Below are 12,144 nucleotides of genomic sequence, written 5' to 3' on the forward strand. Positions count from 1 at the left end.
TGTGAGTCCAATGGCTTTTGAGGAGCTGCTGAACGACCCGGTCATCCAGAAGTACCTCCACGAACTGGTGGGACCGACGGGGATGCCGGTCGCCGCTGCACCGCCGGACGGGGAGGTGACGGACGAGGAACTGTCGGAGGAACTGGGGCTCGAACTCAACGACGTACGTCGTGCGCTGTTCATCCTCTACGAGAACGACCTCGCCTCGTACCGTCGGGTCCGCGACGAGGACTCGGGGTGGCTCACCTACCTCTGGACGTTCAAGTACGAGAACATCCCCGAGAACCTCGAAGAGGAGATGTACCGCCTCCTCGACGCGCTCGAAGACAGAGAGGAGTACGAGCGGACCCACGAGTTCTACCTCTGTGAGGTCTGCTCGCTCCGCTTCGAGTTCGGCGAGGCGATGGACTTCGGGTTCGAGTGCCCCGAGTGTGGCTCTCCCCTGGAGTCGATGGAGAACGCTCGCCTGGTCGAGGCGATGAACCGTCGCATCGAGGAGTTGCGGGACGAACTCAACGTGGACGTCACCGGCTGATGGTCGTCCTCGCAACGAAGTGTTACGTCGCCGGCGACGCCCGGTCGCGTGCACTCGACGGAATGGACGCCATGCTCCGCGACGACCTCGGCGACCTCGACGTCGAGTGGACCGTCGGCGTCCGCGACGACGACTTCGTCTCGGTGACCGTCGAGGGCGACGACGAGACGGTCGCCCGCAACCTCCTCCGCGAGCGGTGGGGCGAGGTGCCCTCGGACGGCCGCCTCGTCGACGGTGAGACCTACACCGGAACCCTCGAATCGTGGGACGAGGACGGCTTCGTCCTCGACGCCGGGGCCCGTGTGCGAATCCCGACGGCGGAACTCGGCCTCGGGCGGGGGTCGGCGTCGCAGGTCCGCGACCGCTTCGGCCTCGTCCAGCACCTCCCCCTGGAGTTCGTCTACGGCGAGCCATCCAGGCTGTCGGACGCCGAGCGCGACCGCCTCTTCGAGTGGTCGCGCGGGCAGGGTCGTGTCAACGTCAACTCCACCACGAGGGGCGAGGCGCGCGCGACGGTCAATCGCGCGGGACACGCACAAGACATCGTGACGGTCGAACGGCTCGGCCTCCTCGAACAGAGCATCGTCTGTGCGGAGGGGACCGACCCGCCCGGACTCCTCGCCAGCATCGGCCGGCACCTTCCCGCGGAATTGAAGTGTGTCATCCCCTAAAAGCGGGAAGACCCGATGAACCGCCGCCACCTCCTCGCACTCGTCGGCCTCGCCTGTCTCTCTCTCACCGCCGGGTGTTTCGGTCCCGGCGCCATCTCCGGTGACCAACTCGACCAGGAACCCGCGGAGCCGTACGCGTGGGACACCGAGCGCGACGTCCACATCGCCGTCCAGACCGACTCGTCGTTCCGCGCGGTCTACAACGTCTCGGGGGAGAGCATCGAACTGTTCAGACGCGACGGCTTCGGCGGCCGCAACCCCCTGAACGTCCGCGCCGTCCGCTACCGGTACCCGAACGGAACGGTCCTCACCGGCTCCGAACTGGAGGCCCGTGGCGGCGGCGTCGACCGGACGCGGGAGGTGGTGACGGTCGCCTTCCCCAACGGAACCGAGACGGGACAACTCGCCTTCACCGCCGGGGCGACCCCGAAACGGTTCAGCCTCCCGGTGTTCGTCGAGGGCTCTTACGAGGTGGTGCTCCCGCCGAACCGCCGGGTCGACCTCCCGGTCTTCGGGACCGTCTCGCCGCGCGGGTCCTCCCGGGAAGTCATCGACGGGCAGACGCACATCCGGTGGGAGGAGGTCACCTCCCGGGGCATCACCGTCCAGTACTACCTCCAGCGTGACATCCCCATCTTCGGCGCTATCGCCGCCGTCTCGATGGTCATCGGCTTCGGCGGCGCCTACTACTACAAGCGACAGATCGACCGACTCCGCGAGATGCGCGAGGAGATGGGGCTCGACGTCGAGGTCGAAGAGAAGGACGACGGGCCGCCGCCGGGGATGCGCTGACTCGGCGAGACGGTCGACGTGTGACGACCGGCCGTCGCTCGCCGACAGGACGGTCCGGAGAGAACGGGAGAGACGCGAGTGCGAGGGGGAGAAACGTCCCCGCAGGTTCCGACGACGCAGGGGAAGGGGGAGAGCGATCGTCGACCGCGACTCGTCCCACTCTGCCGGTGGGCCACCGCATCGTGTAAAACTTTGTGATTGTCCGCGTGACACCCACGACGTGCGGTCCGGTCGCGGAACCGACCGGTTCGTCGGGGTGGTCGCGTTTCGCACACGGCAGTACGAACCCGCTGTCACCGGAACACTCACAAACTGTTTTGCCACCGTGTTTGAAATAGCGTATCATGAGGAACACGGGCACACCATTCCCGAAACGTTCGGTCCCTCCCGCCAGTCATGACGGGCGAAGCCGATAACAGGGCGCGCGAAGAGGCCATCGAGCAGCTCACCGAACTGGGGCTCGGGCTGTACGCTGCTCGCACGTTTGTCGGGCTCACCGTCCTCTCGAGGGGCACCGCCGTCGAGGTGAGCCGAACGACCGACGTTCCGCGGACCCGGGTGTACGACGCCGTCGAGGAACTGTCCGAGGCGGGACTCGTCGCCATCGAGGAGTCGACGCCGAAGCGGTTCACGCCGGTCGGTGGCGACGAGGCGGCCGACCTGCTCCTCGAACGGTACGAGAGCCGAGTGGAGACGTTGCGCGCGGCCCTCTCGACGGTCGAGGGGGAACACGACCGGTCCTGACCCACGGGTCGCGGATTCGCCGGACGCTTCGGCACCGCTTCCGTCGCCTCGTCCTTTTTACCGTCGGGTTCCTACGCCGGGTATGCGCGTAGCAGTCGTGACCGTCGGGGACGAACTCCTCGCCGGTGACACGGTGAACACGAACGCGACGTGGCTCTGTGAGCGCCTGACCGAGCGGGGCGTCGGGGTCGAACGCGTCACCACGGTCCCCGACCGCGTGGCCGACATCGCCCGCGTCGTCAACGAGTACCGCGCGGAGTACGACGCCGTCGTGGTCACCGGCGGCCTCGGCCCCACCCACGACGACGTGACGATGGAGGGGGTCGCCGCCGCTGTCGGGCGGTCCGTCGAGCCACACGACGAGGCGCTGGAGTGGCTCACGACCCACGGAGGCTACCAGGCGGGCGACCTCGTCGAGGGGACGACGCACCTCCCGAGCGGGGCGCAGATGCTTCCGAACACCGAAGGCGTCGCCCCGGGTGCGGTCGTCGAGTCGGTGTACGTCCTCCCGGGAGTTCCGACCGAGATGAAGGCGATGTTCGAGTCCATCGCGGAGGAGTTCTCCGGCGAGTTGACCTACACGGCCGTCGTCGAGACGCCCGACCCCGAGTCGTCGCTCATCCCGGTGATGAGCGAGGTGCAGTCGGAGTTCACGGTCACGGTCGGGTCGTACCCCGGCGACTCCGTCCGCCTGAAGCTCTCCGGTCGGGAGGAACGGGAGGTCGACGCCGCGGCCGCGTGGCTCCGCGAGCGGGTCACCCCGATGGATTCGGATTCGGAGGAGGAGTGATTACCGGCCGAGATACAGCATCCACGCGACGGTCACGAGCAGGCTCGCGACGAGCACGACCGTCCCCGTCGCCCCGATGGGTAACGCCATCTCCGCGGTCTCCTGAAGCACGAGCGGATCCATACTCGAACGGACCTGCCCACCCCGCATAACCGTGGCGGTTCCGGTGAGTGAAACCACCGTCCCGCGCTTCGACACCGCGGCCTTTTGTCCGTCCTCCCTCTACAGTCGGTATGCGCATCGGCGTCGTCGTCAACCCCATCGCGGGGTTGGGCGGACGGGTAGGGCTGAAGGGAACCGACGGGAAGGTCGAGGAGGCGCGCGCACGCGGCGCGGAACCGCGCGCCCCCGACCGTGCGCGACGGGCGCTCGACGAACTCGCCGCGCGCGCACCGGACGCGACGCTCCTCGCGTGGGGTGGGTCGATGGGTGCCGACGCGGTCCGAGCGGCGGGGTTCGAACCGACCGTCCTCGGCGCGCCCGAGGGTGAGGAGACGACGGCGACGGACACGCGGCGCGCCGTCGAGGCCTTCCTCGACCACGACGTCGACCTCGTGTTGTTCGTCGGCGGCGACGGCACCGCCGCGGACGTGGCCGAGGCGCTTTCGGACCTGGACTCGAACGCGACACCGATGCTGGGCGTTCCCGCGGGCGTCAAGGTGTACTCGTCGGTGTTCGCCGTCTCCCCCGAAGACGCCGCGGTCATCGCGGCCACGTTCACCCGTGTCGAGGAACGCGAGGTGATGGACATCGACGAGGACGAGTACAGGGAGGGGGAGGTGCATCCCGAACTCCGCGCCGTCGCGTGGGTCCCCGTCGCGGAGGACCTCCAGTCGTCGAAACAGACCGGCGGCGGTTCGGTGGAGGCGCTCGCCGAGGGCGTCGCACACGGCGTCCGGGGGGGCGTCACCTACGTTCTCGGCCCGGGAAGCACCGTCGGCGCGGTCAAGCGCGCGCTCGGCTTCGAGGGGTCCCCGCTCGGCGTGGACGTGTGGCGCGACGGCGAGGTGCTCGTCCGCGACGGGAGCGAGGCGGATATCCTCGCGGCGCTGGGCGAGGAGAACGTGGTCGTCGTCTCGCCCATCGGCGGGCAGGGGTTCGTCTTCGGCCGCGGCAATCCACAACTCTCCCCGGCCGTCGTCCGCCGCTGTGACCTCCAGATCGTCGCCTCGCGGGCGAAACTCGACGACATCGGCGTCCTCCGCGTCGACACCGACGACCCCGACCTCGATGCCGCCCTCAGGGGCTGGACGCGGGTCCGCGTCGGCCGCGTCGAACAGCGGATGATGGAAATCGTCTGATTCGTGGCGGGTTTCTCCCCCTTCTCCTCCCCCGCCTCTAGTTGCCTCCCCGTTCCGACCATGTGATATCCTCTCGTTCGGATTCCTCCTCGAAGCTAGTGTTGTATTATTGCTATACAGTGAAGATTAAGGTTGTTGAAGGGGAATGGGTGGACATATGGAGACGCGGAAGGTCCAGCGACTCGGTCCGTCGACGCTTGCGATGACGCTCCCGGCGGAGTGGGCGAAGGAACACGGTGTCGAGAAGGGTGACGAGGTGTCGTTGCGGATGGGCGGCAAGGGGACGCTGACGGTCCTGCCCGAATCTGCGAACACGGAGGACTCGAAGGCGGTTATTCGCGCGGACAAACTGAACGCGAACGCGCTCGAACGCGCTATCGTCGCCCAGTACGTGCTCGGACGGCGCATCATTCACATCGAGAAGTCCGAGGGGGCGCTCGACTCCGAGCACATCAACGCGGTGTACAAGGCCGAGACCCAGTTGATGGGCCTCGGCGTCATCGAGGAGACGCCCGAACGGATCGCCATCCGGTGTTCGGTCGACCCCGAGGACTTCACCCTCGACAACCTGCTCGAACGGCTGGAGAACACGGGGAGCACGATGCGCGGCGAGGCCATCAAGGCGCTCGCACACGGCAACCCGGACCTCGCCCAGCGCGCCCTGAACCGCGAGCGGCAGGCGAACAAGATCTTCGTCCTCCTCCTCCGACTCATCTTCACGGCGTATCAGAACCCGAGCCTCGCCCGTGCGGTCGGCTTGGAGGAGGGGTTCCCGCTCATCGGTTACCGCTCCGTCGCGAAGAACCTCGAACTCACCGCGGACAACGCCGAGGACATCGCGAACATCTGCTTGAACGCGGAGGACCACACCCTTGACGTCGACTCGGCGACGATGCGTCGCATCCGCGAGTTCACCGACCAGGTCGACGACATCACCGCGACGGCCGTCCGCGCCGTCGTCGACCGCGACTACGACCTCACCATCGAGGTCCGCGACATGTTCCGCGACCTCAAAGACCGCGAGCGCGAGATCCTCGACGACCTCCCCGAGATGGAGAACCAGAAGCTCCTGCAGATCCGTGAGGTGCTCGTCAGCCTCCAGCAGACCGCGCAGTACGCGATGCGAAACGCCGAAATCGCGGCGAACCTCGCGCTCAACGAGGAGTCCGAGCACGTCACGCTCATCTGAGTATCGCGCCGCTACGGTCTCACTCGGGCCGCTGCTACTCTACGACCCTGCCGTCGTCACGACGAGGAGCACCACCGTGGCGACGATTCCCGCGAGGAGATAGCTCCCGACTGCGAGGAGTGCCGGACGGAGCAGGTCACGCGCTCGCGCCCCGCGCAGGTCGACCGGGGTACGGAACGCCGAGAGTCGGACGAAGAGGACCGACGCCGGGAGGAGGAACAAGAGCCCTGCGAGCACCAGTCCGGCGGCGACGGAGACGACGTCCGTGGGGACCGTTCCGGGGGCGACGCCCGCGCCGCGTCGCCCGTGGGTCCACGCGACGACACGGCGCGTCGGGGCCGTCCAGAGCCACGCCCCGAGGACGCAGCAGGTCAGGTGGTAGACGACGACGCGCCGAAGCGGGGTCTCGGCGGAGAAGGACGGCAGCGTCCACGGCGGCGCGAACCCGATTCCGGTCGACCACAGCACCGGCAGCGTGAGGAGACCGCTCGTGAGGCCGACGAGCAACCAGACGCGAGCGTCGCGCACACTCAGGAGCAGCAGGTCGGGCCCTTCGAGGACGAGCAGGAACGAGACGAGCACCGCACTCGCGTGGAGCACCCGCACGGTCCAGCGTCTCATCGTGGTCGTTCTCTCGAAGCGGCGACGGAAAGCGTGACCGGTGGGTGTCGGGAGAACCGACGCGCGCGAGTCAGCGAATCCGTGCGTGGTACGACCCGAGGAGGCCGCCGTCGTCCGTGGATGTGGGTGTGGGCGTAGGCGTGGGTGTGTGTGTCGCCGTGGAGGACGGGGTCGCCGTCGCGGGTTCCGCGGTCGGGGTGACGCTCCCGTCGCTCTCGCCGCCTCCGAGCAGGCCACCGTCGTCGCTCGGTGTCGCCGTCGTGGTCGGCGTGGATGTCGGCGCTGGTGCTGGTGTCGACGTCGGTGCCACGCCCGTGCTCGCCGTCTCCCTCTCGGTCCGTTCGCCCTCGCCGTCGCCGGCCGATTCCGCTCCCCCGGAGGCTCCGGCGTCGGGTTTGGTCCCGAAGATGTCGGTCTCGACGGTCTTCGTGTAGTCGAGCGCGGTCAGCGGTACCTCGACCGTCGTGGCGCGGAGGTCGAGGCGGGCCGAGAAGTCGATTTCTAACTCCGAGACCTGGTTCCGCTCGATGTGCGTCACCCACCATCCGTCGAGGTTCTCGTTTCGAATCCGCGTGGTCGTCTCGATGGTGCGCGTCTCGCCCGGCGGGACGACGACGCCGCTCTCGGTCGCACCCTCCCCCAGCGTGACGCCGTTCATCGAGAGGTCGTAGCCGAGTTCGGTGGTGCCGACGGGGTACGACTTGGGGTTGTAGACGACGAACGCGACGCGGAGTTCGGTGGTCTCGTTCGTCACCTCACCCCACGTCGCGTTCGTCTCGTTGATGTAGAGGACGGGATCGGAGACGAGCGGTGCGCTGGCGTTCACCGGTTGCGGGCGAGAGGAGTTGAACTGCGACAGGAGGTCGGTGTCGATAGAACGGGTGACCTGCGGCGCGCCGAACGTCGCGCCGGCCGTCGAGGAGTGGACGTCGGCGTCGACCGTCAGCGTGGTCTGTTCGCCGTTGCGGACGTGGCTCACCCACCACGCGGGGATGCGCTCGTTGGCCATCCGCGTGGTGAAGGGCAGGGTCGACGTGCCTCGCGGGACCGAGACGCCCGTTTTGGTGCCCTCCGCCATCCGAACCCCGTTCATCTCGACGGCGTAGTCGACGGTGAGGCCGCTGAGGGAGGCGCCGAAGGGGTTCGGGTTCGAGACGGTCAGATTCGATTCGATGGCGGTCGTCGTCTCGTTGACGCCGCCGAACCGGTTCTCGACGCCCGTCACCGACGGGGTTCCGAGGACGCCCGCGGCGAACGCCGCGCCGGTCGCGACGAGGACGACGAGGACGAGGACGGCCGCGATACGGACGCGGGAGCCGAACAGTGTCGAGCGAACGTCCATACTCCCGAATTCGTTTCAGAGTGCAAAAAACTCTCGAATACAGACGGGTCGGCGTCCGCGGTGTCGAATGAACTAAGTAGACACTCGCGCTTCCCCGTGGTATGGAAGCGTCTGTCGGTTCGGACAAGGGGATCGGGTTCGCGGTGATGCTGTCGCTCCTGACGCTCGTCGGCGGCGCGGTGATGCTCGCCGGGCCGGGCCAACTGGCGAAAGCGTGGGGCTTCGCGCTGGCGATGGTCGCCGCGATGCTCGCCGTCGTCTTCACGCAGCTGTACTGGTAACCATCCGATTCTCTCGACTGGTAGCGGACAGGTAACCGTTAAGAACGTCCCAGCCTAACCTTCAACGATGACCGAATACACCGAGGAAGAGAAGCGGATCGTCGCTTACCTGCGAGAGAGCGTCTCGTGCGGGGAGCGATACTTCCGCGCGAAGAACATCGCCGAGGCGATCGGCCTCTCGGCGAAGCAGGTTGGGGCCCGCCTGCCCGCGCTCGCCGAGAAGTCCGACGAGGTCGAGATCGAAAAGTGGGGCCGCGCACGGTCGACGACCTGGCGCGTCACCCCCTCCTGACGGAACGGTTCTCTCTCCCCCGTCGACCCGGTCTCTGGGCTGCGGATACGTGCGTGTGCTCTCCTCTTCTGCCCGATACGCTGTCGTCGAGCGCCGGCGTTCGCGTCGGTAGTCGTCCCACATCGGAGACAGTCGGTTCGGCGGTGATCCGCCCGCCGAACCGCGCTTTTTTATCGACGCCCACGGATACTCATGTATGACAGTCCGTGTCCAGCGGACCTTCGAGTTCGACGCTCCGGGCGAGCGCGTCTGGGAGTTCATCTCCGACCCTGGGAAACGCGCCGAGGCGATCAGCGTCGTCGAACGGTTCGACGTCCACGACGACGGCAAGCGAGCGACCTGGCACATCTCCCTGCCCATCCCCGTGATCAATCAGACGGCCGAGGTGGAGACACGAGACGTCGTCGTCGAGCCGCCGCGGTACGTCAAGTTCGTCGGCAAGTCGTCGGTGATGCGCGTCACGGGCGAACACACCATCGAGAACGTCGGCGACGACCAGTGTCGCCTCCGCAACGAGTTCGTCGTCGACGGGCGACTCCCGGGGGTCGAACGGTTCTTCAAGAAGAACCTCGACCGCGAACTCCGCAACCTCGAACAGGCGCTCCGTCGCGACCTCGAACTCACGGCGTGAGATGCAGCTCACACTCGTCCAACTCGAACAGCGCGCCGGGGACGTCGACGGGAACCGAGCGCGCGCGGCCGACGCCATCGAGCGGGCGGCCGCACGGGGTGCCGACCTCGTCGCCCTCCCGGAACTGTGGAACGTCGGGTACTTCGCCTTCGACTCGTACGCCCGCGAGGCGGAGGGCATCGAGGGGCCGACCCTCACGGAGTTGAGCGCCCTCGCCGACCGTCACGACGTCGCTTTGCTCGCGGGGAGTATCGTCGAGGACCTCGCCGCGTCGGCCGACAGCGGGGTCGACGTGCCCGCCGAGGAGGGCCTCGCGAACACCACCGTCTTCTTCGACCGCGAGGGGAGGAGACGGGGCGTCTACCGCAAACACCACCTCTTCGGCTACGGCTCCGCGGAGACGCGGCTGCTCACGCCCGGCGAACGCCTCCCCACGGTGGAGTTCGAGGGCTTCACCCTCGGTTTCACCACGTGTTACGACCTACGCTTCCCCGAACTCTACCGCGACCTCACGGAGATGGGCGCGACGCTCGTCCTCGTCCCGAGCGCGTGGCCCTACCCGCGGGTGGAACACTGGCAGACCCTCGCGCGCGCCCGGGCCATCGAGAACCTCACGTACCTGGCGACGATCAACGGCTCCGCGACGTTCGACGAGGGGACGCTCCTGGGGCGGTCGACCGTCTACGACCCGTGGGGGACGCCGCTCGCGAGCGCCGGCGACGACCCCGCGCTCGTCTCCGCGGAGGTGACGCCCGAGCGCGTCAACGAAGTCAGAGACGACTTCCCAGCCTGGGAAGACCGGCGGCGGTGAGTCACTCGCTCACACGATATTATGCCCACAGCGTCCGCCGCTGTCGGTGGGTTTAACTCGTTGCTCTTCTTAGCGATGATTGCCAACGGACGACGCTTTTCTCGTCGAAGTTGGCACTCAACAAATCCGCCGCGCCACCGCCACAGTATCGGGGTCTGCTGTGGCACTCGAACCCGGACCGCTCGGCCACCCCCTGAGCCCGGCAGGGAACGGCCTCGCCTCCGGTTCATCACTCCACCGCGCCTCCCGTTTCCGTTTTGACTCGTTCCACAGGTCGCGAGCAGGGTCTCTGGACGGTGTAACGCGACCCGAACCGTCTCCCCCTCGGCGACCGTCCGAGCCGCCGCCGAATCGGCCGCCGTGGACACGGCGACTGCGGCGTACGCGCGGTGAGAAACCTCGGACCACCCCAACCGGTCGCTCGTCTGCGGAACGCCCGAGCGCGTCCCGCACGGCTGGCGAGACGGCTTCGCCGTCTCGCTCTGTTCCTCGCGTGCCGACCGCACCTTCACCTCCTGCACGAGCCTCGCTCGACTCGCAGTCTCTCCGCGCACTGACGCCGAAAAACGCGCGAGTCGGAACCGGCCGAACCAGCCCGGTCAGTCCTCTTTCGTCTTGATGTCCGCCGACAGCCCCTGTGCCATCTGGATGTCCTTCGAGTTGTTGAGCGTCCACGCCGTGCGCTCGGTGACGGCCTCGATGACTTCTCTCGCACTGGGATAGCCGTTGCCGGACTTCTTCACGCCGCCGAACGGCAACTGGACCTCCGCGCCGATACAGGGGAGGTTCCCGTACGCCAGTCCGACCTCGGCGTGGTCGCGGTAGTAGTTGATCTGGCGGTAGTCCTCGGAGATGACGGCGCCGGCGAGGCCGTAGTCGGTGTCGTTGTGGATTTCGACGGCCTCCTCGATGTCGCCCGAGTACTTCAGGAGGGCGACGTGCGGGCCGAACACCTCCTCGTGGGTGCAGCGGAGGTCCTCGTACGCGTCGGCCTCGTAGACGAACGGGCCGACCCAGTGTCCCGCCTCGTGGCCGTCGGGAATCTCGTCCTCGTCCAGTTCCGTCCGGTCGACGAGGACGTTCACGTCCTCTCGCTTCGCGAGGTCGTTGTACTTGGTGACCTTCTCGACGTGGGCCGCCTCGATGAGCGGCCCCATGAACGTGTTCTCGTCCAGCGGGTCGCCGACGGCGACGTCGGCGGCGATGTCGACGAAGCGCTCCTTGAACTCGTCGTACACCTCCTCGTGGACGATCAGGCGTTCCGAGGAGACACAGCGCTGGCCCGTCGTCTTGAACGAACTCATCACCGCGGAGTGGACGGCCACGTCGAGGTCGGCCTGCTCGGTGACGACGATGCCGTTCTTGCCGCCCATCTCACACGCCGCGAGTTTGCCGGGTTCGCCGCCGACCTTCGAGGCCACCTCGTGGCCCACCTCCGCCGAACCGGTGAAGAGCACCGTGTCGACCCGGGAGTCGTCGACGATTGCCGCGCCGGCGTCGCCGAAGCCCTGCACCATGTTGAACACGCCGTCCGGCATCCCCGTGTCGTCGAACATCTCGGCGATGATCTGCGCACACCACGGCGTCTGCTCGGCGGGCTTCCACACCACCGTGTTCCCCTCGACGAGCGCGACGGCCATGTGCCAGAAGGGGATGGCGACCGGGAAGTTCCAGGGGGTGATACAGCCGACGACGCCGCGGGGCTTGCGGCGCATGTAGGCGTCCTTCGACGGGATTTCGCTCGGGACCACGTCACCCTTGGGGTGACGGGCGTCGGCGGCGGCCCACTCGACCATGTGGTACGCCTCGACGACGTCCGCCCGGCCCTCCGATATCTCCTTGCCGCACTCCTTCGTGACGATTTCGGCGAGTTCGTCGGTGCGCTCGCGGAGTTCGTGGTATATCTCCCAGAGGTACTCGGCGCGGTCGATGTGGGAGAGTCCGCGCCACTCCTCGAACGTCTCCTCGGCGGTTGCGAGCGCCGCGTCGACGTCGGCCTCGGTTCCCTGTCTGAACGTCGCGAGCGTCTCGCCCGTCGCGGGGTTCTCGCTCTCGAACGTCTCCGTCCCCGAGCCCTGGGTCCACTCGCCGTCGATGTAGTGCGCGTAGACGTCGTCTCCTGACATGGTTCGAGAGACACGTAT

General features: G+C 67.5%; 15 protein-coding genes. 11 read left to right on the forward strand and 4 right to left on the reverse strand.

Annotated features, from left to right (window positions below; all coding sequences use genetic code 11):
* Positions 1–10 precede the first annotated feature (10 nt).
* The 5 genes from C2R22_RS07510 to C2R22_RS07530 all read left to right on the forward strand — a co-directional run bounded on the left by C2R22_RS07510 (position 11) and on the right by C2R22_RS07530 (position 3,532).
* Positions 11–535, forward strand: coding sequence for a transcription factor (locus C2R22_RS07510; protein WP_103425206.1), 525 nt, complete (start codon positions 11–13; stop codon positions 533–535).
* Positions 535–1,206: a DUF2110 family protein gene (locus C2R22_RS07515; protein ID WP_103425207.1), complete on the forward strand. Its 672-nt coding sequence runs from the start codon at positions 535–537 to the stop codon at positions 1,204–1,206. The genes C2R22_RS07510 and C2R22_RS07515 overlap by 1 nt, the downstream gene beginning before the upstream one ends.
* Positions 1,207–1,221: 15 nt before the next feature.
* A complete protein-coding gene (locus C2R22_RS07520) occupies positions 1,222–1,998 on the forward strand; it encodes a DUF5803 family protein (RefSeq protein WP_103425208.1) in 777 nt (258 codons plus the stop codon).
* A gap of 396 nt (positions 1,999–2,394) precedes the next feature.
* Positions 2,395–2,742 carry a TrmB family transcriptional regulator gene (locus C2R22_RS07525; protein WP_103425209.1) on the forward strand — a complete coding sequence of 116 codons (348 nt, stop codon included), beginning with the start codon at positions 2,395–2,397 and terminating at the stop codon, positions 2,740–2,742.
* A gap of 82 nt (positions 2,743–2,824) precedes the next feature.
* Complete coding sequence (locus C2R22_RS07530) at positions 2,825–3,532, forward strand: competence/damage-inducible protein A (RefSeq protein ID WP_103425210.1); 708 nt, start codon at positions 2,825–2,827, stop codon at positions 3,530–3,532.
* Here the strand turns inward: C2R22_RS07530 and C2R22_RS26885 are convergent, their stop codons facing one another.
* Positions 3,533–3,655, reverse strand: a complete 123-nt coding sequence (locus tag C2R22_RS26885) for a hypothetical protein (protein ID WP_281259269.1) — start codon at positions 3,653–3,655, stop codon at positions 3,533–3,535. It abuts the gene before it with no gap.
* 110 nt (positions 3,656–3,765) lie between these two features.
* Here C2R22_RS26885 and C2R22_RS07535 point away from each other — a divergent pair, with 110 nt between their 5' ends.
* Complete coding sequence (locus C2R22_RS07535; RefSeq protein WP_103425211.1) at positions 3,766–4,833, forward strand: ATP-NAD kinase family protein; 1,068 nt, start codon at positions 3,766–3,768, stop codon at positions 4,831–4,833.
* Between the two features lie 157 nt (positions 4,834–4,990).
* A complete protein-coding gene (locus C2R22_RS07540) occupies positions 4,991–6,022 on the forward strand; it encodes a phosphate signaling complex PhoU family protein (RefSeq protein ID WP_103425212.1) in 1,032 nt (343 codons plus the stop codon).
* A gap of 39 nt (positions 6,023–6,061) precedes the next feature.
* Here C2R22_RS07540 and C2R22_RS07545 read toward each other — a convergent pair whose 3' ends face one another.
* Together C2R22_RS07545 and C2R22_RS07550 are read right to left on the reverse strand one after the other, a co-directional pair.
* Positions 6,062–6,643 (reverse strand): hypothetical protein, encoded by a 582-nt coding sequence (locus C2R22_RS07545; RefSeq protein ID WP_103425213.1) that lies wholly within the window; start codon positions 6,641–6,643, stop codon positions 6,062–6,064.
* 70 nt (positions 6,644–6,713) lie between these two features.
* The gene (locus tag C2R22_RS07550) at positions 6,714–7,985 is read right to left on the reverse strand and encodes an LEA type 2 family protein (RefSeq protein ID WP_103425214.1); all 1,272 of its coding nucleotides are present in this window, start codon (positions 7,983–7,985) and stop codon (positions 6,714–6,716) included.
* Positions 7,986–8,086: 101 nt separating this feature from the next.
* Here C2R22_RS07550 and C2R22_RS07555 point away from each other — a divergent pair, with 101 nt between their 5' ends.
* From C2R22_RS07555 to C2R22_RS07570, 4 genes are all read left to right on the forward strand, one after another.
* The gene (locus C2R22_RS07555; RefSeq protein WP_103425215.1) at positions 8,087–8,266 is read left to right on the forward strand and encodes a DUF7525 family protein; all 180 of its coding nucleotides are present in this window, start codon (positions 8,087–8,089) and stop codon (positions 8,264–8,266) included.
* Positions 8,267–8,333: 67 nt separating this feature from the next.
* Entirely contained in the window at positions 8,334–8,558 is a 225-nt protein-coding gene (locus C2R22_RS07560) for a DUF7123 family protein (protein WP_103425216.1), read from the forward strand.
* Positions 8,559–8,754: 196 nt separating this feature from the next.
* Positions 8,755–9,189, forward strand: a complete 435-nt coding sequence (locus C2R22_RS07565; RefSeq protein ID WP_103425217.1) for an SRPBCC family protein — start codon at positions 8,755–8,757, stop codon at positions 9,187–9,189.
* 1 nt (position 9,190) lies between these two features.
* Positions 9,191–10,000, forward strand: coding sequence for a nitrilase-related carbon-nitrogen hydrolase (locus tag C2R22_RS07570; RefSeq protein ID WP_103425218.1), 810 nt, complete (start codon positions 9,191–9,193; stop codon positions 9,998–10,000).
* 599 nt (positions 10,001–10,599) lie between these two features.
* Here the strand turns inward: C2R22_RS07570 and C2R22_RS07575 are convergent.
* Entirely contained in the window at positions 10,600–12,126 is a 1,527-nt protein-coding gene (locus C2R22_RS07575; protein ID WP_103425219.1) for an aldehyde dehydrogenase family protein, read from the reverse strand.
* Positions 12,127–12,144: the final 18 nt, after the last annotated feature.

Source organism: Salinigranum rubrum (assembly GCF_002906575.1).
Taxonomy (GTDB): domain Archaea; phylum Halobacteriota; class Halobacteria; order Halobacteriales; family Haloferacaceae; genus Salinigranum; species Salinigranum rubrum.

What these genes read in the sequence shown, in the direction of transcription:
- C2R22_RS07520 (WP_103425208.1), top strand. Translation starts at nt 1,222, where the DNA reads ATGAACCGCCGCCACCTCCTCGCACTCGTCGGCCTCGCCTGTCTCTCT.
- C2R22_RS07530 (WP_103425210.1), top strand. Translation starts at nt 2,825, where the DNA reads ATGCGCGTAGCAGTCGTGACCGTCGGGGACGAACTCCTCGCCGGTGAC.
- C2R22_RS07575 (WP_103425219.1), bottom strand. Translation starts at nt 12,126, where the DNA reads ATGTCAGGAGACGACGTCTACGCGCACTACATCGACGGCGAGTGGACC.
- C2R22_RS07515 (WP_103425207.1), top strand. Translation starts at nt 535, where the DNA reads ATGGTCGTCCTCGCAACGAAGTGTTACGTCGCCGGCGACGCCCGGTCG.
- C2R22_RS07565 (WP_103425217.1), top strand. Translation starts at nt 8,755, where the DNA reads ATGACAGTCCGTGTCCAGCGGACCTTCGAGTTCGACGCTCCGGGCGAG.
- C2R22_RS07545 (WP_103425213.1), bottom strand. Translation starts at nt 6,643, where the DNA reads ATGAGACGCTGGACCGTGCGGGTGCTCCACGCGAGTGCGGTGCTCGTC.
- C2R22_RS07555 (WP_103425215.1), top strand. Translation starts at nt 8,087, where the DNA reads ATGGAAGCGTCTGTCGGTTCGGACAAGGGGATCGGGTTCGCGGTGATG.
- C2R22_RS26885 (WP_281259269.1), bottom strand. Translation starts at nt 3,655, where the DNA reads ATGGATCCGCTCGTGCTTCAGGAGACCGCGGAGATGGCGTTACCCATC.
- C2R22_RS07540 (WP_103425212.1), top strand. Translation starts at nt 4,991, where the DNA reads ATGGAGACGCGGAAGGTCCAGCGACTCGGTCCGTCGACGCTTGCGATG.
- C2R22_RS07570 (WP_103425218.1), top strand. Translation starts at nt 9,191, where the DNA reads ATGCAGCTCACACTCGTCCAACTCGAACAGCGCGCCGGGGACGTCGAC.
- C2R22_RS07535 (WP_103425211.1), top strand. Translation starts at nt 3,766, where the DNA reads ATGCGCATCGGCGTCGTCGTCAACCCCATCGCGGGGTTGGGCGGACGG.
- C2R22_RS07525 (WP_103425209.1), top strand. Translation starts at nt 2,395, where the DNA reads ATGACGGGCGAAGCCGATAACAGGGCGCGCGAAGAGGCCATCGAGCAG.
- C2R22_RS07510 (WP_103425206.1), top strand. Translation starts at nt 11, where the DNA reads ATGGCTTTTGAGGAGCTGCTGAACGACCCGGTCATCCAGAAGTACCTC.
- C2R22_RS07560 (WP_103425216.1), top strand. Translation starts at nt 8,334, where the DNA reads ATGACCGAATACACCGAGGAAGAGAAGCGGATCGTCGCTTACCTGCGA.
- C2R22_RS07550 (WP_103425214.1), bottom strand. Translation starts at nt 7,985, where the DNA reads ATGGACGTTCGCTCGACACTGTTCGGCTCCCGCGTCCGTATCGCGGCC.